Source organism: Saccharopolyspora gloriosae, from assembly GCF_022828475.1.
Classification (GTDB): Bacteria; Actinomycetota; Actinomycetes; order Mycobacteriales; family Pseudonocardiaceae; genus Saccharopolyspora_C; species Saccharopolyspora_C gloriosae_A.
In genome coordinates, this window is the sequence record NZ_CP059557.1 from 3,886,367 (window position 1) to 3,908,964 (window position 22,598).

The 22,598-nt window shown below is 70.0% G+C and carries 20 protein-coding genes; 12 read left to right on the forward strand and 8 right to left on the reverse strand.

Annotated elements, in window-relative coordinates:
- Nucleotide 1 precedes the first annotated feature (1 nt).
- Both H2Q94_RS16730 and H2Q94_RS16735 read right to left on the reverse strand, forming a co-directional pair.
- A complete protein-coding gene (locus tag H2Q94_RS16730) occupies nucleotides 2-1,090 on the reverse strand; it encodes a zinc-binding dehydrogenase (protein ID WP_243788105.1) in 1,089 nt (362 codons plus the stop codon).
- Nucleotides 1,091-1,180: 90 nt separating this feature from the next.
- Nucleotides 1,181-1,384 (reverse strand): ferredoxin, encoded by a 204-nt coding sequence (locus H2Q94_RS16735; RefSeq protein ID WP_243788106.1) that lies wholly within the window; start codon nucleotides 1,382-1,384, stop codon nucleotides 1,181-1,183.
- Between the two features lie 328 nt (nucleotides 1,385-1,712).
- Here H2Q94_RS16735 and H2Q94_RS16740 point away from each other — a divergent pair, with 328 nt between their 5' ends.
- The 3 genes from H2Q94_RS16740 to H2Q94_RS16750 all read left to right on the forward strand — a co-directional run bounded on the left by H2Q94_RS16740 (nucleotide 1,713) and on the right by H2Q94_RS16750 (nucleotide 5,898).
- Entirely contained in the window at nucleotides 1,713-2,891 is a 1,179-nt protein-coding gene (locus H2Q94_RS16740; RefSeq protein ID WP_243788107.1) for an acyl-CoA dehydrogenase family protein, read from the forward strand.
- A gap of 37 nt (nucleotides 2,892-2,928) precedes the next feature.
- On the forward strand, nucleotides 2,929-4,056 hold the full coding sequence (locus H2Q94_RS16745; RefSeq protein ID WP_243788108.1) for an acyl-CoA dehydrogenase family protein: 1,128 nt from the start codon (nucleotides 2,929-2,931) through the stop codon (nucleotides 4,054-4,056).
- A 204-nt stretch (nucleotides 4,057-4,260) separates the two neighbouring features.
- The gene (locus tag H2Q94_RS16750) at nucleotides 4,261-5,898 is read left to right on the forward strand and encodes a long-chain-fatty-acid--CoA ligase (RefSeq protein ID WP_243788109.1); all 1,638 of its coding nucleotides are present in this window, start codon (nucleotides 4,261-4,263) and stop codon (nucleotides 5,896-5,898) included.
- Nucleotides 5,899-6,035: 137 nt separating this feature from the next.
- Here H2Q94_RS16750 and H2Q94_RS16755 read toward each other — a convergent pair whose 3' ends face one another.
- The gene (locus H2Q94_RS16755) at nucleotides 6,036-7,139 is read right to left on the reverse strand and encodes an NAD(P)H-dependent flavin oxidoreductase (RefSeq protein WP_243788110.1); all 1,104 of its coding nucleotides are present in this window, start codon (nucleotides 7,137-7,139) and stop codon (nucleotides 6,036-6,038) included.
- On the reverse strand, nucleotides 7,139-8,791 hold the full coding sequence (locus H2Q94_RS16760) for an acyl-CoA synthetase (protein WP_243788111.1): 1,653 nt from the start codon (nucleotides 8,789-8,791) through the stop codon (nucleotides 7,139-7,141). The genes H2Q94_RS16755 and H2Q94_RS16760 overlap by 1 nt, the downstream gene beginning before the upstream one ends.
- An 84-nt stretch (nucleotides 8,792-8,875) precedes the next feature.
- On the opposite strand from H2Q94_RS16760, the gene H2Q94_RS16765 reads away from it, so the two are divergent.
- Entirely contained in the window at nucleotides 8,876-9,694 is an 819-nt protein-coding gene (locus tag H2Q94_RS16765) for a crotonase/enoyl-CoA hydratase family protein (protein WP_243788113.1), read from the forward strand.
- Between the two features lie 51 nt (nucleotides 9,695-9,745).
- On the opposite strand, the gene H2Q94_RS16770 is transcribed toward H2Q94_RS16765, so the two are convergent.
- Together H2Q94_RS16770 and H2Q94_RS16775 are read right to left on the reverse strand one after the other, a co-directional pair.
- Nucleotides 9,746-11,275: an acyl-CoA synthetase gene (locus tag H2Q94_RS16770; RefSeq protein ID WP_243788115.1), complete on the reverse strand. Its 1,530-nt coding sequence runs from the start codon at nucleotides 11,273-11,275 to the stop codon at nucleotides 9,746-9,748.
- Between the two features lie 52 nt (nucleotides 11,276-11,327).
- Nucleotides 11,328-12,392 carry an LLM class F420-dependent oxidoreductase gene (locus H2Q94_RS16775; protein ID WP_243788117.1) on the reverse strand — a complete coding sequence of 355 codons (1,065 nt, stop codon included), beginning with the start codon at nucleotides 12,390-12,392 and terminating at the stop codon, nucleotides 11,328-11,330.
- Nucleotides 12,393-12,492: 100 nt separating this feature from the next.
- On the opposite strand from H2Q94_RS16775, the gene H2Q94_RS16780 reads away from it, so the two are divergent.
- The 5 genes from H2Q94_RS16780 (at nucleotide 12,493) to H2Q94_RS16800 (ending at nucleotide 17,167) form a co-directional block, all read left to right on the forward strand.
- Entirely contained in the window at nucleotides 12,493-13,458 is a 966-nt protein-coding gene (locus tag H2Q94_RS16780) for a Zn-ribbon domain-containing OB-fold protein (RefSeq protein WP_243788118.1), read from the forward strand.
- Between the two features lie 38 nt (nucleotides 13,459-13,496).
- Nucleotides 13,497-14,552 (forward strand): thiolase domain-containing protein, encoded by a 1,056-nt coding sequence (locus H2Q94_RS16785; protein ID WP_243788119.1) that lies wholly within the window; start codon nucleotides 13,497-13,499, stop codon nucleotides 14,550-14,552.
- Nucleotides 14,552-15,724: a thiolase domain-containing protein gene (locus H2Q94_RS16790; RefSeq protein ID WP_243788120.1), complete on the forward strand. Its 1,173-nt coding sequence runs from the start codon at nucleotides 14,552-14,554 to the stop codon at nucleotides 15,722-15,724. The genes H2Q94_RS16785 and H2Q94_RS16790 overlap by 1 nt, the downstream gene beginning before the upstream one ends.
- Nucleotides 15,721-16,590, forward strand: coding sequence for a TIGR03619 family F420-dependent LLM class oxidoreductase (locus tag H2Q94_RS16795; RefSeq protein ID WP_243788121.1), 870 nt, complete (start codon nucleotides 15,721-15,723; stop codon nucleotides 16,588-16,590). The genes H2Q94_RS16790 and H2Q94_RS16795 overlap by 4 nt, the downstream gene beginning before the upstream one ends.
- A gap of 136 nt (nucleotides 16,591-16,726) precedes the next feature.
- Nucleotides 16,727-17,167, forward strand: a complete 441-nt coding sequence (locus H2Q94_RS16800) for a nuclear transport factor 2 family protein (protein WP_243788122.1) — start codon at nucleotides 16,727-16,729, stop codon at nucleotides 17,165-17,167.
- 47 nt (nucleotides 17,168-17,214) lie between these two features.
- Here the strand turns inward: H2Q94_RS16800 and H2Q94_RS16805 are convergent, their stop codons facing one another.
- Entirely contained in the window at nucleotides 17,215-17,595 is a 381-nt protein-coding gene (locus tag H2Q94_RS16805) for a winged helix-turn-helix transcriptional regulator (protein WP_243788123.1), read from the reverse strand.
- Nucleotides 17,596-17,726: 131 nt separating this feature from the next.
- Between H2Q94_RS16805 and H2Q94_RS16810 the strand changes: the two genes are divergently transcribed.
- Nucleotides 17,727-18,137, forward strand: a complete 411-nt coding sequence (locus tag H2Q94_RS16810) for a RidA family protein (protein WP_243788124.1) — start codon at nucleotides 17,727-17,729, stop codon at nucleotides 18,135-18,137.
- A gap of 41 nt (nucleotides 18,138-18,178) precedes the next feature.
- Here the strand turns inward: H2Q94_RS16810 and H2Q94_RS16815 are convergent, their stop codons facing one another.
- Nucleotides 18,179-19,405 (reverse strand): cytochrome P450, encoded by a 1,227-nt coding sequence (locus H2Q94_RS16815; RefSeq protein WP_243788125.1) that lies wholly within the window; start codon nucleotides 19,403-19,405, stop codon nucleotides 18,179-18,181.
- A gap of 236 nt (nucleotides 19,406-19,641) precedes the next feature.
- On the opposite strand from H2Q94_RS16815, the gene H2Q94_RS16820 reads away from it, so the two are divergent.
- Together H2Q94_RS16820 and H2Q94_RS16825 are read left to right on the forward strand one after the other, a co-directional pair.
- Nucleotides 19,642-20,805, forward strand: a complete 1,164-nt coding sequence (locus H2Q94_RS16820; protein ID WP_243788126.1) for a steroid 3-ketoacyl-CoA thiolase — start codon at nucleotides 19,642-19,644, stop codon at nucleotides 20,803-20,805.
- 4 nt (nucleotides 20,806-20,809) lie between these two features.
- Nucleotides 20,810-22,561: an AMP-binding protein gene (locus tag H2Q94_RS16825; protein ID WP_243788127.1), complete on the forward strand. Its 1,752-nt coding sequence runs from the start codon at nucleotides 20,810-20,812 to the stop codon at nucleotides 22,559-22,561.
- The last annotated feature ends 37 nt before the right edge of the window (nucleotides 22,562-22,598 follow it).

The window sequence follows — 22,598 nt, forward strand, 5'->3', positions numbered from 1 at the left end:
GCTAGTCGAAAGTGACGATCTGGCGGACCAGCGCGGCGTCGCCGCCCTTCAACGCCGCCAACCCGTCGTTGATGTCGGACAGTGCGATGCGCCTGCTGATCATGCCTTCGAGGTCGAGGCGCCCGGCACGCCAGAACCGCAGCATCCGGTCGATGTCCCGGCGCGGATCGGCCGAGCCGTAGAACGACGGAAGGATCTTGCGCTCGTTGATGAACAGCTCCTGCGCCGTGAACTCGACCTTCTGATCGTCACCGCCCGCGCCGACGATCACGACGGTGCCGCCGCGTCGGGCGGCGTCGTAGGCGGCGCGGATGGTGCCGGACGACCCGACGACCTCGATGGCGTAGTCGAACCCGGCGCCGCCGGTGAGTTCCTGCTTGAGTTCTTCGAATCCGTCGGGAGTGGTGGCGTGGGTCGCGCCGAAGCGCTTCGCCGCGTCGTGCTTCGCGGTCACCGGGTCGACCGCCACGATCTCGGTCGCACCCGCCAGCCGAGCGCCCTGGATCACCGAGATCCCCACCCCGCCGCAGCCGATCACGACCACTGTGGACCCCGGCTCGACCTGCGCCGTGTTGAGCACCGCGCCGACGCCGGTGAGCACTCCGCAGCCCAGCAGTGCCGCCACCTCGAACGGCACGTCCGGATCGACCTTGATCGCCCCGTCGCGCGGCAGCACGAGTTCCTCCGCGAACGTGCCGCACCCGGCGAAACCGAACGTGGGTTCCGCCCCCACTTCGAACCGGGGTGAGGTGAACGCGGCGATGGTGTGCACCGCGCACAGATGAGCCTGCCCGTGCAGGCATTCCCGGCAATCGCCGCACGGGGGTACGAAGGTGATGGTGACGTGATCACCGGGGGCGAGGTCGGTGACCTGCTCACCCACCGCCAGCACCTCACCGGCGCCCTCGTGGCCCATCACTCCGGGGGCCAGCGCGGGCAAGGTTCCGTTCATGGCGGACACATCGCTGTGGCAGATTCCCGCCGCGCGAATCCGGACGTGCACTTCGGCGGGTCCTGGCGCCACCACCGCGGCATCCGTCCGGACGTCGAGCTCGTCATCGCCGATCTGCTTGAGCACCGCTGCCTTCACCGGCCTGTCTCCTCACCGAGTCCGAGGCCGCCGCACAGGCGACTGTTACGTGCGACACACAGTAGAACTCGTTCCCGTTATCTTCAAGGCTCAGATTTCCGGCTCGTTTCCAGCGATAAAGAGCGCGCCCTTGGGGCACAGCTGCACCGCTTTGGTAACACGTTCTACCGATTCGTCCGGGATCGGACGGTGGATGTGCAGCTGTTCGTCCTCGTCCAGTTCGAAGACCGCGGGAGCCAAGCCGGCGCACACGCCGTTGGCCTCGCACAGTTCAGGTCGCACGCCGATCTCCATCGCTTCCTCCGCACTCGTGGGACTCGGGCCATCGGACGCTCGGCGCGGCGATCCTCACCAGAGCAACGAGCCGGCCGTGGCCGATGCACTGCTCCATCCGGGCGTTCACCCGGCTGAACCGCTTCCGCGACAGGGCCGCGCTCTTCGCCGAACCCGTGGCAACCAGCGAAATCTGATGTAGAACACGTTGCACATTAGCTCACCTCGGCAACTCCTTGGCGAAAAAGACGACCCCGAGCAGAGGTCGACTAGCCGATGCGCCCCGGTCTATGGTCAGTGGAACTTGTTCCACCGGTCCGGACAGGACAACACCCGCCAGGGGGGCCACATGCACATCGGCTTCACGTCCGGTCAGCAACGGCTGCGGGAGCGGCTGCGCGACTACTTCGCGGCACTGATGACCGACGAGCTCCGCGCGGAGCTGACCACCGGCGGCGACTACGGCGACGGCGACGCGTACAAGCGGATCGTGCGGCAACTGGGCACCGACGGGTGGCTCACCCTCGGCTGGCCCCGGGAGCACGGCGGGGACGGCCGCACGATGCTGGAACAGCTCATCTTCACCGATGAGGCCGCCATCGCGGGAGTTCCGGTGCCGTTCCTGACGCTCAACAGCATCGCACCCACCATCATGCGCTACGGCACTGCCGAGCAGCAGGCGCACTACCTGCCCGGCATCGCCGCCGGAGAGCTCCACTTCGCCATCGGCTACTCCGAACCGGAGGCGGGCACCGACCTCGCCTCGCTGCGCACCACGGCGGTCCGCGACGGCGACGAGTACGTGATCAACGGCCAGAAGATGTGGACCAGCCTGGTGCAGTACGCCGACTACATCTGGCTGGCCTGCCGCACCGATCCGGCGGCGCGCAAGCACAAGGGGCTCAGCATCCTGGTCGTGCCGACCGACGCGCCGGGCTTCTCCTGGACCCCGGTGCGCACCGTCGCCGGGCCGACCACCAGCGCCACCTACTACGAGGACGTGCGGGTGCCCGCGACGGCACTGGTCGGCGAGGAGAACGCGGGCTGGCCGCTGATCACCAACCAGCTCAACCACGAGCGGGTAGCGCTGACCTCGGCCGCACCGATCACCTCGGCGTTGGCGGGCGTGCGGGAATGGGCGCGGGACACGGCGCTTCCCGACGGGCGCCGCGTGCTCGACCAGGAGTGGGTGCGCAACCACCTCGCGCGGGTGCACGCGGGCGCGGAAGTCCTCAAGCTGATGAACTGGAAGATCGCCTGGACGGCGGAGCGGGAACCCGCGCCCGCCGCTGCCTCGGCGACCAAGGTCTACGGCACCGAGCTGGCCACCGAGGCGTACCGGCTGCTGATGGAGGTGCTGGGGCCTGCCGGACACGTCCGCGCCGGTTCACCCGGTGCCGCGCTGCGCGGCCGGATCGAGCGGATGCACCGCTCGGCACTGATCCTCACTTTCGGCGGCGGCACCAACGAGGTGCAGCGCGACATCGTCTCCACCGTCGGCCTCGGACTTCCCCAGTCCCGGCGTTGATCCGGTTCCCGCCGCCGTCTCCACGAGGAGTTCCACGATGGATTTCGCACCGACCGAGGCACAGCACGACCTGGCCGAGCTGGCTCGCGACATCTTGACCGACCGGGTGACCGCCGAGCGGCTGCGCGAAGTGGAGTCCGGACCGGACCGATTCGACCGTGCGCTGTGGACTGAGCTCGGCAAGGCAGGAGTGCTCGACGCCGCGTTGCCGGAGGCGCTCGGCGGCGGTGGCTGCGGGTTGCTGGAGCAGTGCGGCGTGCTGATCGAACTCGGCAGGGCGGTCGCACCGGTGCCCTACCTGGCGTCGCTGGTATCGGGCGCAGCGGCGGTGGTGCGCTTCGGCGATTCGCGCCAGCAGGAGCGGTGGGCACGTCCCGCCGGTGACGGTGAGGTCGTGCTGACGACGGCGTTCGCCGAGGGAGCCGACCCCGCTCCGGCCGTTCCTGCGACGACCGCCGAGCGGGCCGGCGGGAAGTGGGTGCTCAACGGGGTGAAGGTGGCGGTGCCCGCCGGTTCGATCGCGGACTTCTTCCTGGTCCCGGCCTCGACCTCGGACGCGACGCTGGTGTTCGTGGTGGCCGCCGCCGACGAGGGCGTGTCGGTGCGGCGTCAGGAGGTCGTCGATGGCGACAGCGAAGCGTGGCTGGAACTCGCCGGGGTCGCGCTGGACTCCGATCGGCTGCTCGGCGAGGACGAGGCCGCCGACGTCGCGGCCTGGCTCGAGGTTCGCGCCACGCTGGGTGTGTGCGCGGAACAGCTCGGCGTGCTGGAGCGGGCGTTGGAGCTGACCGCCGAGTACGCCGGTGAACGCACCCAGTTCGACCGGCCGATCGGGACGTTCCAAGCCGTGTCCCAACGGCTCGCGGACGCCTACATCGACGTCGAGGCGGTTCGGTTGACGATGTGGCAGGCCGCGTGGCGCGCGGCGGAAGGGCTGCGCTGCGACACCGAAGTGGCGACCGCGAAGTTCTGGGCCGCCGAAGCCGGGCATCGCGTCGCCCACACCGCGGTCCACGTCCACGGCGGGGTCGGCATCGACCTCGAACACCACCTGCACCGGTACTTCGTCGCGGCCAAGCGCCGCGAGTTCGTCCTCGGCGGCGCCACCGCGCAACTGCGCAGGATCGGCACGGCACTCGCCGAGGACGAACCGGAGCAGGACTGATCCCGCCTGGAGTCGAACGCACCGCGGCGTTGGCTCTCGCCGGCGCCGAATCCGATGAACACCGACCACCGCCGGGTCCTCGGACGCCTCCGCGCAAAGGCGACGATGTCCGCTTTGGCGGGGCCGCCGCGGAACGCCGGTGGGACGGCTGAGGTTCCACCGCCCGACTCACCACGCAGATCCCCCGGACTCCCGAGGAGACTCATGCCCGAGCCGACTCCGACGGTTACCGATTTCCTGCTCGCCCGTACCCACGACGAGACTCCCGGCCTGCGCTTCGAACAGCGCGAGTGGAGCTGGTCGCAGCACGTCCGCCAGTGCGCCGAGCACGCCTCGGTGCTGCGTTCGCTGCGCCGCGAAGGCCCGTGGCACGTCGGAGTGCTGCTGGACAACGTGCCGGAGTTCTCGTTCCTGCTGGGCGCGGCGGCGCTGTCCGGCGCCGTGCTGGTCGGGCTCAACACCGGGCGTCGCGGGGAGGCGCTGGCTCGCGACGTCCGGCTCGCCGATTGCCGCTGGGTGATCACCGAGCGCAAGTACGCGGACCTGCTCTCCGGCGCCGACCTCGGAGCGGCGAACGGGAACGTGCTGCTGATCGACTCGCCGGAGTGGTCACGGTTGCTGTCCGCGCATCGGGACGCGCCGCTCGCGCCGGTGGCGGCCGTTCCCGACGACCTGCTCGCGCTGCTGTTCACCTCCGGCACCGGTGGCGAGCCGAAAGCGGTGCGCTGCACGCACGGCAAGGTCGCGTTCCCCGGCCGGATGCTGGCCGACCGGTTCGAACTGGACGGGCGGGACGGCGTGTACGTGTCGATGCCGCTGTTCCATTCGAACGCGCTGTTCGCGGGCTGGGCGGTGGGCCTGGCGGCCGGTGCGGCGGTGGCGTTGCGGAGGCGCTTCTCCGCCTCCGGGTTCCTCGACGACGCCCGTCGTTTCGGCGCGACGTATGCGAATTACGTCGGCAAACCGCTCTCGTTCATCCTCGCCACTGCGGCCCGCCCGGACGACGCGGACAATCCGCTGAAGATCGTGTACGGCAACGAGGGTGCCGAGCGGGATCTCGCGCGGTTCGCGGAGCGGTTCGGCTGCCGGGTGGTGGACGGGTTCGGTTCCACCGAGGGCGGTGTGGTCGTCGCGCGCACCCCGGACGCGCCGCCGGGCTCGCTGGGCACGCCCGGTCCTGGCGTGCAGGTGCTGCATCCCGTGACGGGCCGCCGCTGCCCGGCCGCGTCCTTCGACCGGGGCGGGCGGGTCACGAATCCGGAGGAGGCGATCGGCGAGCTGGTCAACACCGCCGGCGCGGGCGCGTTCGCCGGGTACTACAAGGCACCGGACGCCGACCGGTGGCGGATGCGCGGCGGGATGTACTGGAGCGGCGACCTCGCCTATCTGGACGGCGACGGGTTCTGCTACTTCGTCGGCCGTTCCGACGATTGGCTGCGGGTCGACGGGGAGAACCTGGGAACCGCGCCGATCGAGCGAATCCTGTTGCGCCACCCCGGAATCGCCCAAGCCGCCGTGTACGCCGTGCCGGACGGCGGAGTCGGCGATCAGGTGATGGCCGCGATCGTCCCGACCGGCGACGTCCCGGTCGACCTCGCCGATTTCCTCGCCGCCCAACCGGACCTCGGCCCCAAGCAGCTCCCGCGCTACATCCGGATCGCGACCGAACTCCCCCGCACCGAGACCCACAAGGTCCTCAAACGCGAACTCGCCGCACAGCGCTGCGACGGCCCGGACCCCATCTGGTGGCGCCCCGGCCCAGGCCCGGCCTACGAAGTCCTCACCCCGGACCGAGCCGCCGCCCTCGCCCACCCCGATCCCCCGGCGAACCGTTCGAGGTGAATGCCTCCTCCGTCCGATCCCACTGGTCGAACGGGCCGTTCACTCCACCGCCCTGGAGTGAACGGCCCGTTCGACCAGCCATACCGGGCGAAGGAGGCGTTCACCTCAGGAGGCCGGGCGTGCGAGATCAGGCGTGATCAGCGGAGGTCGTTGAGGCGGGTGAAGGTGTCGTCGGCCTCTCGCAGGAGGGTGGCCATCACCTCTTCGACGTCGCGGACGGCGTTCATGCGCCCGACGATCTGGCCGACCGGCATGGACACCACGTCGGGGTCGTTGGACCGCGTGATCCGCTGGTGCGCCTCGCTGACCAGGATGTTCTGCAGCGGCATCGGCAGTGGCGACGGCGCGTCCCGCTCGCTCCACGCCTCGGTCCAGCGGGTTTTGAGCAACCGTGCCGGTTTCCCCGTGTAGATGCGGGTGCGCACGGTGTCGCTGGAATCGGCGGCCAGCAGCGCCCGCTGCATCGCCGACTCCCCCACCGTCTGCGTGTACTCCTCGGTCGCCAGCCAGTACGACCCCATCCACGCCCCGCTCGCCCCGAGCGCCAGCGCGGCCGCGACCTGACGTCCGGAGCCGATGCCGCCCGCGGCCAGCACCGGAACCTCCGCGCCCACGGCGTCCACGATCTCCGGCACGAGCACCATCGTGGCGATCTCCCCGGTGTGCCCGCCCGCCTCGTGCCCTTGGGCCACCACGATGTCCACGCCCTTGTCGACGTGCCTGCGGGCGTGCTCGGCCTTGCCCGCCAGCGCCGCGACGAGGATGTCGTGCTCGTGAGCGCGTCCGATCACGTCCGGCGGCGGCGAGCCGAGCGCGTTCGCGATCAGCTTCACCGGGTGCTTGAGCGCCACGTCCACGTGCGAGCGGGCGACCGAGTGCAGCCAGCCGAGCACCGCATCACCCTGGCGCTCGTCGTCGGGAAGCTCCGGAACCCCGAGCTCGCTCAGCGTCCGGCGCACGAATTCCCGGTGCTCGTCCGGAATCATCGCGTTCAGGTCCACATCGGACCCTTCGGTGGGCACCGTGGACGGCATCACCACGTCCACGCCGTAAGGCCGCCCGCCGGTGTTCTCGTCCATCCAGTCCAGCACCGAGTCCAGTTCCTCGGCGTCGTTGAACCGCACGCAGCCGAGCACGCCCAGGCCGCCCGCACGGCTGATGGCGGCCGCGACGTGCTCGGACGGGGTGAATCCGACGATCGGGTGCTCGATGCCTAGCTGATCGCAGAGGGCAGTGCGCATCAGGACTTCCTTTCGGCCGCGTCGGCCACCGCGGCGGTGCCCGGCTGCTTCACGGCGTTCGGTTCGTGCTGTTCGGCATGCGTGCAGGCCCAGCGGTAGTCCGGCTTGCCGCTCGGCGACCGGCGCACCTTCGCGGCCAGCCAGAGCTTCCGGGGCACCTTGTAGCCGGCGATGTGCCTGCGCGCGTGCGCTTCCAGCTCGGCCCACGCCGGTTCGCCACCGTTCCTGGTCTGCACGACCGCGGCGACGCACTGTCCGAGCCGTTCGTCGGGGACGCCGAACACCAGCGCGTCGAACACGTCGGGGTGCGCCTTGAGCACGCCCTCGACCTCCTCGGGGTAGACCTTCTCCCCGCCGGTGTTGACCGACATCGACCCGCGGCCCAGCATCGTGACCGTGCCGTCGGACTCGTAGCGCGCGTAGTCACCGGGCACGACGTAGCGGGTGCCGTCGATCTCCACGAACACCGAGCCCGACTTGTCGGGATCGTTGTAGTAGCCCAGCGGCACGTGCCCGGACCGGGCCAGCAGGCCGACCTCGGTGGAATCGGCGGGAAGCAGCCGGCCGTCGGGGCCGATGATCGCGGTGGCGGAGTCCGCTTTCACCCGTGGACCACCCGTCCGCGTGCCGCCTTTGCCGAGCACGCCGATGCCGCTGAATCCGGTCTCGGAGCTCCCGATGGAATCGGTGAGCAGCACGTTCGGCAGCGCATCCAGGTACTGCTCCTGCACCGACGGCGAGAACAGCGCTGCGCTGCTGGAGATCGCGACCAGCGAGGACACGTCGTAGGTGCCCTCGTGCAGCGCCTCGATCAGCGGGCGGGCCATGGCGTCTCCGGTGATGGCCAGGACGTGCACCCCGTGACGCTCGATCGCCCGCCAGGTCTCGTGCGCGTCGAACTCCGGGAGGATGACGACGGTGCTGCAGGCGAACAGGTTGCCGAACGCGGCCCACTGCGCGGCGCCGTGGATGAAGGGTGCGGCGGGTAATCGCACCAGGCCGCCGTTGGCGGCTCCGTCGCGGGCCTGCTGCCATTCGTCGGCCATCGGCTCGCCGGTCATGAAGTCGATGCCGCCGCCGAGGGTGCGCCAGACGTCCTCGTGGCGCCACATCACGCCTTTCGGATTGCCCGTCGTGCCACCGGTGTAGAGCAGGAACAGGTCGTCGTCGGAGCGGGCCGGGAAGTCTCGTTCCGGCGAGGAGTCCGCCAACGCGGATTCGTAGGAGATTCCGCCGTGGCCGGTGAAGTCCTGGTCGCTGCCGTCCTCCAGGACCAGCACGTTGCGCAGGTCCGGCGGCAGCGCCTCGGCGGCCCGGTCGCTGTAGCGGCGCTCGTGCACCAGTGCCGCCAGGTCCGCGTCCTGGTAGATGTAGCGCAATTCCGCTGCGACGTAGCGATAATTGATGTTGACCGCCACCGCGCGCAACTTGTACGCGGCGAGCATCGACTCCAGCGCCTCGATGCGGTTGCGGGTGTGCACACCGATGTGCGAGCCCCGGCCGAGCCCTTGCTGAGCCCAGTAGTGCGCGAGCCGGTTCGATCGGCGTTCCAGTTCGGCGAAGGTGACCCGGTCCTCGCCGCAGATCACGGCGACGCGCTCGGGTGTCAGGTCGACGGCGTGCTCGAAAAGATCCGCGATGTTGTGTGCCACCCGATCGAAACTAGAACATGTTATCGTCCGAGGCAACGGGCCGATCGGTTCATGTTGCACCGCACTGAATTCCCGGAGGAATCCATGCCCACAACCCCTCCGCACGAACCCGCCCAGACCGCCGAGGAACCCGATTGCCTGGTCGAGCGCCGCGGGGCGGTGCTGGTGGTGACGCTGAACCGGCCGCACGCTCGCAACGCGCTGTCCGCCGAGATGATGGCGATCATGAAGACCGCCTGGGACGAGGTCGACGGCGACGACGAGATCCGGGCCTGCGTGCTCACCGGAGCGGGCGGCGCGTTCTGCGCGGGCGCCGACCTCAAGGCGATGACCAGCAGCCACCCCGGCGACACCACCAGCGGCCGGGACCTGTCGGTGATCGAGCCGCTCCTGAAGGGCCGCAGGCTGACGAAACCGCTGATCGCGGCCGTGGAAGGCCCGGCCGTCGCGGGCGGAACCGAGATCCTGCAGGGCACCGACATCCGCGTCGCCGGACGCGGTGCGCGTTTCGGCGTCTCCGAGTGCAAGTGGGGCCTGTTCCCGTTGGGCGGTTCGGCGGTGCGGCTGCCGCGCCAGATCCCGTACACGCTGGCCGCCGAGATCCTGCTGACCGGCAGGCATCTGACCGCCGACGAGGCCAAGGAGATCGGGCTCATCGGTCGCGTCGTCCCGGACGGCGAGGCGCTGAGCACCGCCCTGGAACTGGCCGAGGCCGTGGCCGCCAACGGCCCGCTGGCGGTCCGGGCGATTCTGCGGACCATGCGCGATACCGAGGGAATGCCGGAGAACGAAGCGTTCCAGGTCGACACCCGGCTCGGCCTGGAGGTGTTCCGCAGCGCCGACGCCAAGGAAGGCCCGCGCGCGTTCGCCGAGAAGCGCACCCCGAGGTTCCACGGGAACTGACGCACGAGCGGGCCGTTCGCCCCGGCTGGGGCGAGCGGCCCGTCCAGCGCGTCACGAGTACTGATCTTTGAGCTTTCGCTTGTACAGCTTGCCGTTCGGATCTCGGGGAAGCTGCTCGGTGAAATCGATGTTGCGCGGGAGTTTGAACTTCGCGAGCTTCTCGGTGGCGAACTCCAGCAGCTCCGCGGCCAGTTCGGCGCCGCCCGCGCAGCCCGCCGCCGGCTGCACCACGGCCTGCACCTGCTCGCCCCAATCCTGGTGCGGCACGCCGAACACGGCGATGTCCGCGACCTTCGGGTGAATCGACAACACGTTCTCGATCTCGGCCGGGTAGATGTTCACCCCACCTGAGATGATCATGTCGCTCTTCCGGTCCCGCAGGTACAGATAGCCGTCCTCGTCCAGGTAGCCCACATCGCCGAGGGTGAACAGGTCACCGACCCGGGCGCTGCGGGTCTTCTCCGGATCCTGGTGGTACTCGAACTTGGACGTGCCCATCCGCATGTAGACCGTGCCGAGCTCGCCCGGCGGCAGCTCCGCGCCGTCATCACCGAGCACCTTCACCACCGAACCCGGCCACGCCTGCCCGACCGAGCCCGGTTTGCGCAGCCACTCCTGCGCGGGGATCACGGTTCCGCCGCCTTCGGTCGCCGCGTAGTACTCGACCACCACCGGCCCCCACCAGTCGAGCATCCGCCGCTTCACCTCGATCGGACACGGCGCGGCACCGTGGATCGCCGCGCGCAGCGAGGACACGTCGTAGCGGTCGCGCACCTCGTCCGGCAGCGCGAGCAGGCGGTGGAACTGCGTGGGAACCATGTGCGTGTGAGTCACCCGGTGCCGCTCGATCAGCTCGAGCATCCGCTCCGGATCCCACCGGTCCATCAGCACCGCCGGATGGCCCAGCTGGATGGAAATGCTCACGAAGTTCAGCACCGCCGTGTGATACAGCGGCGACCCGCACAGGTGCACGTGCCCGTCGAACGCCTGGATTCCGAAGATCCCGAAGAATCCCTGGGACTGCGCCGGAACCTCGTCGGGATCGGCGCCGGAGAGCGCGCGGCGCACCCCTTTCGGACGACCCGTCGTGCCGGAGGTGTAGAGCATCGGCGAGCCCGCGGTCCGCACGTCCGGACGCGCGACGGGCTCGCCCGCACCGAGTTCGGCGAGTCGCCGGAAACCGGAGACCTCCCCTGCCGCGAAGCAGCGATCGCCGGGCAGGCCGGCCAGCTTCGCCGCTTCCGTCGCGGCACCGGCGAAGCGTTCGTGCGCGAGGAACGCCTTCGCCCCGCTGTCCTCGACGATGTAGGCGACCTCCGCACCGACCAGGTGCCAGTTCACCGTGACGACGTAGAGCCCGGTCTGCATCGCGGCGAAGTACGCCGCGAGCAGCTCGGCACCGTTGGGCAGCATCAGCACGATGCTGTCGCCGGGCTCCAGGCCCATCGCCTGCAGGCCGCGGCCGATCCGGTCGGCGTCGGCGGCCAGCGCCCCGTACCCGATCTCCTCGCCGTCCGGGGTGACCAGGGCCTTGCGGTCCGGATGTTCCGCTGCGATCTTCCAGAGTCCGATTGCTGTCACGGCGCACTCCTGTTCCCAGGTGCTGACAATGCCCACCAAGCTAGAACGTGTTTCATCCAGACGGCAAGGACTCGTCCTCCGCGCCGAGCACCGCATCGGCCACGGCGCGCAGTTGCGCGACGTCTCGGCAGCCGACGAGCAGGGTGTCCACTCCCGCCGCGCGCCAGGTCCGCACGCCGGCGCGCACCTGCTCGCGGTCGCCGATGATGGAGACGTCGTCTACGAGCTCGTCCGGCACCGCCGCGGCGGCCTCCGCGCGGCGGCCGGCGCGGAACCGCGCGGTGATCTCCTCGACCGCCTCGGGATACCCCATCCGCCGGAACAGGTCGGCGTGGAAGTTCATCTTGGTCGCCCCCATGCCGCCGATGTAGAGCGCCAGCGAGGGCTTGACCTTGGCTTTCTCCGCTGCCGGGTCGTCGGTGACCACGACCGGACAGGTGGCGGCCACCTCGAATCCCGCTCGGTCCCGCCGGGCGCCGGACCGGGCGAAACCGTCGGCCAGCCATTCCTCGTAGAGCGGCGCGACGCGCGGCGAGAAGTACACCGCGATCCAGCCGTCCGCGATCTCCGCGGTCTGCGCGACGTTGCGCGGCCCCTCCGCGCCGAGCCAGATGGGCAGGTCGGCGCGCAGCGGGTGGGTGATCGACCGCAGCGACTTGCCCAGCCCGAGCGATCCCGGGCCGGCCGCGGGCAGCGGATAGTGCGGCCCGTCGTTGCGCACGGGCTGTTCGCGGGCGAGCACTTGACGCACGATGGAGACGTATTCCCTGGTGCGCGCCAAGGGTTTCCCGAACGGAGCGCCGTACCAGCCCTCCACCACCTGCGGCCCGGAGACGCCGAGTCCGAGCACGCACCGCCCGCCGGAGAGGTGATCGAGGGTCAGCGCGTGCATCGCGCAGGCGGCCGGCGAGCGCGCGGACAGCTGCGCCACCGAGGTGCCGAGCCGGACGCGGCTGGTGCTCGCACCCCACCAGGCGAGCGGGGTGAACGCGTCGGAGCCCCAGGACTCGGCGGCGAAAACCCCGTCGAAACCGGCTTTTTCCGCTTCGACGACGAGCTCCCCGGCGCCCTCCGGGGGCGTCGCTCCCCAATATCCGAGTTGCAGACCGATCCGCACGACGAACCTCCTCGCATCCGGTGGCGACCGGGTGGCCGCGGCCGTCCCCATCGTGCTCCGAACATTGCCGCCTTGGCGAGAACATGTTTCACTTAGCGGCGTGACTGAGACCTCCGAACCGCTCAGCGCACCGCTGGAAGTCGGTTTCGACTACACCCGTTCCCTGGGATCAGTGCTCGGCCGCTTCGCCACCGCGCTCCGGCAGCGGCGGATCACCGGAGTGCGCGGCTCGGACGGCCGAGTGCACGTTCCCGCCGTCGAGTACGACCCGCTCACCTTCGAACCCCTCGACGAGCTGGTGGACGTCGGTTCCGACGGCACGGTGCTGAGCTGGTCGTGGACGCCGCAGCCGCTGGAGGGCCAGCCGTTGCGGCACGCGTTCGGCTGGGCGCTGATCCGGCTGGACGGCGCCGACACCGCGCTGCTGCACGCCGTCGACGCCGGGACTCCCGATCGGATGCGCACCGGAATGCGGGTGCGCGCCAGGTGGGCGGCGGAGCCGGTCGGCGGCATCCGGGACATCGCCTGCTTCGATCCGGTCGAGGACGCCGCGCAGCAGGCGCCCGCACCCGCGGATTCGGACGAGCCGGTCACCAAGCTGACCACGCCGATCCACCTGCACTACCGGCATTCCGCCTCCCCGGAGGAGAGCCGTTACCTGCGTGGGCTCGCCGAAGGCAGGTTGCTGGGGCAGCGCTGCCCGGCGTGCGGGAAGGTCTACATCCCGCCGCGCGGCGCCTGCCCCACCGACGGCGTGCCCACCGAAGAAGAGGTCGAACTGCCCGACACCGGGATCGTGACGACCTTCTGCATCGTGAACGTGCCGTTCCTGGGCCAGCGCATCCAGCCGCCCTACGTCGCGGCCTACGTGCTGCTCGACGGCGCCGACATCGCGTTCCTGCACCTGGTGCTCGGCTGCGCCGCCGAAGACGTCCGGATGGGGATGCGGGTGCGCGCCGAGTGGAAACCGCGCGCGGAGTGGGACACGACGCTGCAGAACATCGACCACTTCACACCGTCGGGCGAACCGGACGCGCCGTACAAGTCCTACGCCCACCACCTGTGAGCCCACCGGAGAACCGAACATCGTGAGGGAGCGCGAGAATGACCGAAAGCGATGTCGCCGTCGTCGGGTTCGCCCAAGCGCCGAACGTCCGCGCCACCCACGGCACCACGAACGGCGTGGAGATGCTGGTGCCGGTCTTCGACGAGCTGCTCGACGGCACCGGACTGTCCAAGAAGGACATCGGGTTCTGGTGCTCCGGTTCCTCCGACTACTTGGCGGGGCGGGCGTTCTCGTTCATCGCGGCGATCGACGCCATCGGCGCGTTTCCACCGATCAACGAGTCGCACGTGGAGATGGACGCGGCGTGGGCGCTGTTCGAGGCCTGGGTCAAGATCCGTACCGGTGAGGTGGACACCGCGCTGGTGTACGGCTTCGGCAAGTCCTCCGCCGGTGATCTGCGCCGGACGCTGGCGATGCAGCTCGATCCGTACTTCGTCGCACCGCTGTGGCCGGATTCCGTTGCCGTGGCCGGATTGCAGGCTCGCCTCGGGCTGGACTCCGGGCTGTTCAGCGAACAGCAGATGGCGCAGGTCGCCGCCCGATCGAGGGCCGATGCGCAGCGGAACCCGAACGCGCAGGTCTCCGGTGAGGTGCAGGTGTCCGACCTGCTGGAACGGCCCTACGTGGCGGATCCGCTGCGTGCTCACGACTGCGCGCCCATCACCGACGGCGCCTCCGCGGTGCTGCTGGCGAGCGCGGACCGAGCACGCGAACTGCGTGCACGACCGGCGTGGATCACCGGACTGGAACACCGCGTCGAGTCCGCGCAACTGGGCGGCCGCGACCTCACCGCGTCACCGTCCACTTCGGATGCGGCGAGCGCCGCGGACGCGACGGGCGTCGAGGTCGCCGAGCTGCACGCCCCGTTCAGCCACCAGGAGATCCTGCTGCGCACCGCGATCGGACTGGGCGAATCGACGCGGATCAACCCGTCCGGTGGGGCGTTGTGCGGCAATCCGATGTTCGCCGCCGGGCTCTCCCGGATCGGCGAGGCGGCGAGCCGGGTGTGGTCGGGCGAAGCGGGCAAGGTTCTCGCGCACGCCACCAGCGGCCCGGCGCTGCAGCAGAATCTCGTGTGCGTGATGGAGGGCTGATGGGCAAGCAGATCGCCGCGGTGCTCGGAACCGGTCAGACCCGGCACGCCAGCCGCCGCACCGACGTGTCGATGGCCGGACTGTGCCGCGAAGCGGTCGACCGGGCCATGGCCGACGCCGGAGTCGGCTGGGCGGACGTGGACGCGGTCGTCGTCGGCAAGGCCCCCGACCTGTTCGAGGGCGTCATGATGCCGGAGCTGATGCTCGCCGATGCCTTGGGCGCGAACGGAAAACCCCTCCTGCGGGTGCACACCGCGGGTTCCGTCGGCGGGTCCACCGCGAACGTGGCCGCGAGCCTGGTGCAAGGCGGCGTGCACCGCCGGGTGCTCGCGGTCTCGTTCGAGAAGCAGTCCGAGTCGAACGCCATGTGGGCGCTGTCGATCATGCCGCCGTTCAGCATGCCGGTGGGAGCCGGAGCGGGCGGCTATTTCGCCCCGCACGTGCGCTCCTACATCCGCCGATCCGGTGCCCCGGAGCACATCGGCGCGATGGTGGCGGTGAAGGACCGGCTCAACGGCAGCAAGAACCCGTGGGCGCACGTGCGGCAATCGGACCTGACGGTGGAGTCGGTGCTCGCCTCGCAGATGCTGTGGGATCCGATCCGCTACGACGAGACCTGCCCGTCCTCCGACGGTGCCTGCGCCATCGTGCTCGGCGGCGAATCGGCCGCCCAGGCCGCGACGCAACCGGTGGCGTGGATCCACGCGACCGCGATGCGCACCGAGCCCACCACGTTCGCCGGGCGGGACCAGGTGAACCCGCAGGCCGGCCGGGACGCGGCCGCCGCGTTGTGGAAGCAGGCCGGGATCAGCGACCCGCTGTCCGAGATCGACGTCGCGGAGATCTACGTGCCGTTCTCCTGGTTCGAGCCGATGTGGCTGGAGAACCTGGGGTTCACCGACGAGGGCTCCGGCTGGCGGCTGACCGAGGCAGGCGAGACCGCCATCGGCGGACGGCTGCCGATCAACCCGTCCGGGGGTGTGCTGTCGTCGAACCCGATCGGCGCCTCCGGCATGTTGCGCTTCGCGGAGGCGGCGATGCAAGTGATGAAACGGGCGGGAGACCACCAGGTGGACGGGGCGCGCACCGCGCTCGGGCACGCTTACGGCGGCGGCTCGCAGTACTTCTCGATGTGGGTCGTGGGCGCGGACCGGCCGGGTGAGCGCTCATGAAGTTCACGTTGTCGGTGGCCATGTGCCCGCTGGACCAGCTCACCGAACTCGCGCGGACGGCCGAGGAACTCGGCTTCTCCGCCATCGCGCTGCCGGATTCCCTGTTCTACTCCGAAGACGTCGCCGCCGACTACCCCTACACGCCGGACGGCAAGCGGATGTGGACCGAAGAGACGCCGTGGACCGACCCGCTGGTGGCGGCCGCGGCGATGGGCGCGGTGACCGAGCGGCTCCGGTTCTACACGTCCGTGCTCAAGCTCGGTCCGCGCAATCCGGTGCTGCTGTCGCGGCAGGTCGCCTCGGTCGCCGCGCTCACCGGGGATCGCTTCGGGCTCGGCATCGGCATCGGCTGGACGCCGGAGGAGTTCGAGTGGTGCGGCGCCCCCTTCGAGCGGCGCGGCCCGCGAGTGGACGAGGCGATCGACGTGCTGCGGTTGATCCTCGGCGGCGGGATGGTCGAGCACCACGGCGAGTTCTTCGACTTCGACCGCCTGCGCATCTCCCCCGCGCCCGGCGCCCAGGTGCCGATCTACATCGGCGGGCACACCGAGCGGGCGTTGCGCCGGGCCGCGCTGCGCGGTGACGGGTGGTCCTCGGCGATGATGCGGATCAAGGACCTGCGCGCCACCATCAAGCGGCTCGGCGAGCTGCGCGCCGAGCACGGTCGCGGCGAGCAGCCCTTCGAGATCCAGGCGGTGTGCGTGGACCGCTTCGGCCTGGACGGCTACCGGGAGCAGGCCGAAGCCGGGGTCACCGACGCCATCGTCGTCCCGTGGGTCCTCGAAGGCCACGGCTTCGACGCGGACGTCGAGGTGAAGAAGGAGTCCCTGGCCCGTTTCGCCGACGACGTGATCCGCAAGTTCTGACCCGAGGTCGATGTCCCCTTTGACCACTCACCGGTCAAAGGAGGCATTCACCTCACCGGCCCCGCCAGGTGAATGTCGCCTTTGACCGGTCCTATCGGGCAACGGGGACATCGACCTCGATGGATTGGGAGTGTTCATGCACGCGGATGTCGCCTGGACCGCCACTACCGCTGAGCACCCGGCTCGGCGGGCCGCGCTCGCCTCGATGGACGCGGTGGTGCGCGGCGCCAAGCAGGAATGGCTCGCGTTGTTCGCCGAGGACGCCGTGATCCAGGATCCGGTGGGCGAATCTCCGCTGGACCCCACCGGACTCGGGCATCACGGCCGCGCCGGGATCGAGGCGTTCTGGGACACGGTGATCGCTCAGGCCGAGCGCCTCGTGTTCCACGTCCACGACTCGTTCGCCGCCGGGAGCGAGGTCGCCAACATCGGCTACATCCGGACCCACCTGGCCGACGGCTCCGTCATGGACGCCGAAGGGATCTTCGTCTACCGAGTGGACGACGACGGCAAGCTCGCGTCCATGCGGGCCTTCTGGGAGTTCGAGCGAGCGATGGCGACCCTGCACAAGCCCTGACGAAGCCGCTCGGCGCGGCTTCGCCCCTGACCGGCGCGGGCACCCGCTCAGCTGTCGAAGCGGCGGCGGGATCCCTCGATGTGGTCGAAGTACCGGTGCGTCCAGTCGCACATCCAGTGCACGGTCTTGCGCAGGTCGCGCCCCGGTTCGTTGAGCGCGTACTCCACCCGTGGCGGCACGGTCGGGTGCACGGTCCGTTCGATCAGGCCGTTGCGCTCCAACATGCGCAGGTTCTGGGTGAGCATCTTGTGGCTGATGCCCTCGACCTCCGCGCGCAGCTCCGTGAAGCGCAGGGTCCGCTCACCGAGCGCGTCGATGATCAGCAGTGCCCACTTGTTGGCGATGTCGGAGAAGATCTCCCGCGCCAGCGAGTCGGCCCGCGTCAGGTCCGCGTCCTCGGGCATGCCCTTGAGCTGCTTGGTCACCATGGGGTTCCTCGGTCACTGAAAAGTGCGTTCTTCCTCGTCATCGCACACTCTCCTATGGTTCCCCGGTAACCACAAGAGACCGGTGTTCCGGTCCGACGAGCCCGCGGGCTCAGCACGAGGAGGCACTCACCATGGCCGTCACCCTGATCGAACCGGACGGACTGCCGAAGGTCGACCTGTACCGGCAGGTCTCGGTGGCCACCGGCTCGAAGCTGGTGTTCATCGCCGGCCAAGTCGCCCGCGACCCCGACGGCGGCGAGGTCGGCCCGAACGACTTCGCCGCTCAGGTCGAGCAGTGCTACCTCAACATCGGCACGGCGCTGGAGGCGGCGGGGGCGACCTTCGACGACGTCGCGAAGTTGACCGCCTACCTCGTCGATTGGACGCCGGAGAAGTTCCCGCTGTTCATGGAGGGAGTCGCCCGCGCCGCCGCGAAGCTCGGCCGCACCCCGCTGCCGCCGTTCACGGGAATCGGCGTCGCCACCCTCGCCGAACCCGACATGCTCGTCGAGGTGGAGGCCACCGCTGTCGTGGACGGGTGACTGCTCGGGAGCGGGCGGCGAAGGCAGTGACCCGACTCGGCTCACCGGTAGCGGACCTGGAACTCCTTGATGCCGTTGAGCCACCCGGAGCGCAACCGGCGCGGCTCGCCTGCCTGCTTGATGTCGGGCATCTGCTCGGCGATCGCCTTGAAGATCAGGTCGATCTCCAGCCGCGCCAGGTTCGCGCCCAGGCAGTAGTGCGCGCCGGTGCCGCCGAAACCGACGTGCGGGTTCGGGTCGCGGGTGATGTCGAACCGCTCCGGCGAGTCGAACACCTCGGGATCGAAGTTCGCCGAGCTGTAGAACATCGCGACCCGGTCCCCCTGCTTGATGGGCACTCCACGCAGTTCGACGTCGGCCAGAGCGGTGCGCTGGAAGGACATCACCGGTGTCGCCCACCGCACGATCTCGTCGGCGGTGGTGGCCGGTCGCTCGGCCTTGAACAGCTCCCACTGCTCGGGGTGTTCCAGCAGCGCGCGCATGCCGTGAGTGATCGCGTTGCGGGTGGTCTCGTTGCCCGCGACGGCCAGCAGCAGCACGAAGAAGCCGAACTCGTCATCGCTGAGCGCGTGCCCGTCGATGTCGGCGTTGACCAGTTTCGTCACGATGTCGTCCATCGGACAGCCGCGGCGCTGCTCGGCCATGTTCATGCTGTACCCGAGCAGCTCGGTGGCCGCCGTGGCCGGATCGATGGAGAACTCGGGGTCGTCGTAGGCGATCATCTGGTTGGACCAGTCGAAGATGTCCTTGCGGTGGTCCTGCGGGATGCCGAGCAGTTCCGCGATGGCCTGCAACGGCAGCTCGCAGGCGACGTCGGTGACGAAGTCACCGGTCTCACCGGCCATCGCCGCGGCCACGATGCGTTCGGCGCGTTCGTTGAGCGCCTCACTGAGGCTGTCGATGGCTCGCGGCGTGAACCCGCGGGAGACGATGCTGCGCAGCTTGGTGTGCTCGGGCGGGTCCATGTTGAGCAGGATCAGCCGCTGCATCTCGATCTGCTCGCGGTTCATCTCCTCGTTGAAGCGGGTGATCGCGGTGTTCTCCCAGGACGAGAACACTTCGCTGCGCCGCGAGATCTCCTTGACGTCGGCGTGCTTGCTCACCACCCAGTAGCCCTCGTCGTCGTATCCCGCTTTGCCGCGCGGCAGCGGGTTCCACCACACCGGGGCGGTGCGCCGGAGTTCCGCGAACTCCTGCATCGGCAACCGCTCGGCGTAGAGATCGGGGTCGGTGAAGTCGAAGCCGGCCGGGACGTGGGGGGAGACCACGGCAACCTCCTGCGGTACGCGCGGAGCCATGAGATCAAGAAAGAGAACTTGTTCTATGTGAACCGAACCACAGCATCGCCGATAAGTAAACCCCGCTAACCGGGCCGTTCGTCCCACATCGGGCTATCAGCACTGATTTCGACCGGCTGGACCCCGGGACCGCGCTTGATCCCTTGCCGCTAGCGATAACACGTTCTACATTCGTCCTCAGCTGTTCGCACCGAGGGGAGACGACCGTGGGCAATCCGGTGATCGTCGATGCCGCGCGCACTCCGATCGGCAAGCGCCGAGGCAGGCTGTCCGGCCTGCATCCGGCGGAGTTGCTCGGAACCGCGCAACGCGGCCTGCTGGAGCGGACCGGCCTGGCTCCGGAACTCGTCGAGCAGGTCATCGGCGGCTGCGTGACCCAGGCCGGGGAGCAGGCGGGCAACCTCACCCGCACCGCCTGGCTGCACTCCGGGTTACCGGAGCAGGCCGGCTGCACGACCATCGACGCGCAGTGCGGCTCCGCCCAACAGGCCACTCACCTGATCGCGGGCCTGATCAGCACCGGCGCCATCGACTTCGGCATCGCCTGCGGAGTGGAGGCGATGAGCCGGGTGCCGCTGGGCGCCAACATCGGCTCCGACGCGGGCCGCCCCAGGCCCGGGTCGTGGGACATCGACATGCCGAACCAGTACCTCGCCGCCGACCGGATCGCCGCGCGACGCGGACTGGGCCGGGCCGACATCGACCGGTTCGGGCTGCGTTCACAACAGCTCGCCCGGGCCGCGTGGGACGACGGCAGGTTCGCCCGCGAGATCGTGCAGACCCGCGCACCCGTGCTCGACGACGACGGCGCGGACACCGGCGAGACCACCCTCGTCACCCGCGACCAGGGCTTGCGCGACACCAGCGAGCAGGCGCTCGCCGGGCTGAAACCCGTGCTGGACGGTGGAATTCACACCGCGGGCACGGCCTCCCAGATCTCCGACGGCGCCGCCGGTGTGCTGCTGGCCGACGCCGACCGCGCCGCCGCGCTCGGCCTGCGTCCGCGTGCCCGGATCGTCGCGCAATGCCTGGTCGGAGCGGAGCCGTACTACCACTTGGACGGTCCGGTGCAGGCCACCGGCCGGGTCCTGGAACGCAGCGGGATGAAGATCGGCGACATCGACCTGTTCGAGGTGAACGAGGCATTCGCCTCGGTGGTGCTGTCCTGGGCCGCCGTGCACCGCCCCGACATGGATCGGGTCAACGTCAACGGCGGTGCCATCGCGCTGGGGCATCCCGTCGGCAGCACCGGAGCCCGGCTGATCACCAGCGCGCTGCACGAGCTCGAACGCCGCGACGCCACGACCGCGCTGGTCACGATGTGCGCGGGCGGCGCGCTGTCGACCGCGACGATCATCGAACGGGTCTGAGCCGATGAGCGGCGCCGCGCCGGTCCCCGAAACGGTGCCCGCAGCGCTGGATCGCGCCGCCGAGGAATTCGGCGACGGCGAGGCGGTGGTGGACCACTCCGGCGAACGGGAAGTGCGGCTCACCTACCGGGAACTGCGCGGACGGGTGCGTGAGCTGGCGAGGTTCTTCATCGCCGAGGGCGTCCGGCCCGGCGACCGGGTGGCGCTGAACTCCCCCAACACCCACCACTGGGTCGTGACGGCGCTCGCCGTGCTGCACGTCGGTGCGGTGCTGGTGCCGATCAACACCCGGTTCACCGCCGCGGAAACCCGGGACGTCCTGGAGCGGAGCGCGGCGAGCGCGCTGGTCGTGGCGGGATCGTTCCTGGGGCGTGACCGGTTGGCGGAACTGCGGGGAGGCGTGAGGTCGGCGGGCGCGAGCGAAGCCGGCTCGGAGCGCGGATTCCCGGCCGAGGAAGTCGGCTCAGGCCAGGGGTTTTCGGCGGCACCGGAGGACGTCGGCTTCTCCCGTGAAGTCGGCTCGAATAGCGGACGCTCGGGTGACACCGGCTCGGACGGACCGATCCCCGGGCTGCCCTCGCTGCGCACGGTGTTGCGACTGCCGGTGGAGTTCACCGAACCACCGGCGCCCGACTGTGCGAACTGGGCCGACGTCGGCGACCGCGCGGGATCGGTGCACGCCGAGCGAGTGGACGAGGTCGCCGCGCGGGTGCGCGGCACCGACCTCAGCGACATGCTCTACACCTCCGGTACGACGGGACGCAGCAAGGGCGTGCTCAGCGCGCACCGGCAGGCGCTGGCGGTCGCCGAGGCGTGGGCGGGCCACGGGCGCGTGGACGCGACGGACCGCTACCTCGTGGTGAACCCGTTCTTCCACAGCTTCGGCTACAAGGCGGGCATCCTGGTCTGCCTGCTGCGCGGCGCGACGATCGTGCCGGTGCCGGTGTTCGACACCCGCGTGGTCCTGGACCTGGTGCAGCGCGAGCGGATCACCGTGCTGCCCGGTGCACCGACGATCTACCAGTCCATTTTGGACGAACCGGCGCGGGGCGAGCACGACCTCTCCAGCCTGCGGCTGGCGGTGACCGGCGCGGCATCGGTGCCGGTAGTGCTGATCGAGCGGATGCAGCGGGAGCTGAGCTTCTCCACGGTCCTCACCGCCTACGGGCTGACCGAGGCCGTGGTCGCCACCATGTGCCGCCCCGATGACGACGACGCGACCGTGGCCAACACGTGCGGCCGGCCCACCGCGGGTTTCGAGCTGCGCATCGCCGACACCGAAGGCCGCGCGGTGCCCACCGGCTCGGTCGGCGAGATCCTGCTGCGGGGACCGAACACCATGCTCGGCTACCGCGACGAGCCCCGGCAGACCGCCGAGGCCATCGACGCGGACGGCTGGCTGCACACCGGGGACGTCGGCCGCGTGGATCACCGCGGCGGGCTCACGATCACCGACCGGCTCAAGGACATGTACATCTGCGGCGGCTTCAACGTGTACCCGGCGGAAGTGGAGCAGGCGATCGCTCGGCTGGACGGGGTCGCGGAGACCGCCGTGGTCGGTGTCGCCGACGACCGCCTCGGCGAGGTCGGCAAGGTCTACGTCGTCGCACGATCAGGCCACGACCTCACCGAACACGACGTGCTCGCGTTCTGCCGCGACCACCTCGCGAACTACAAACTCCCCCGCCACGTCGAATTCCGCCCAACCCTCCCCCGAAACCCCAGCGGCAAGGTCCTCAAGCACGAACTGCGCTGAGCAGGCTTCCCAGGAGCCCGGTGGTGACGTGAAGACC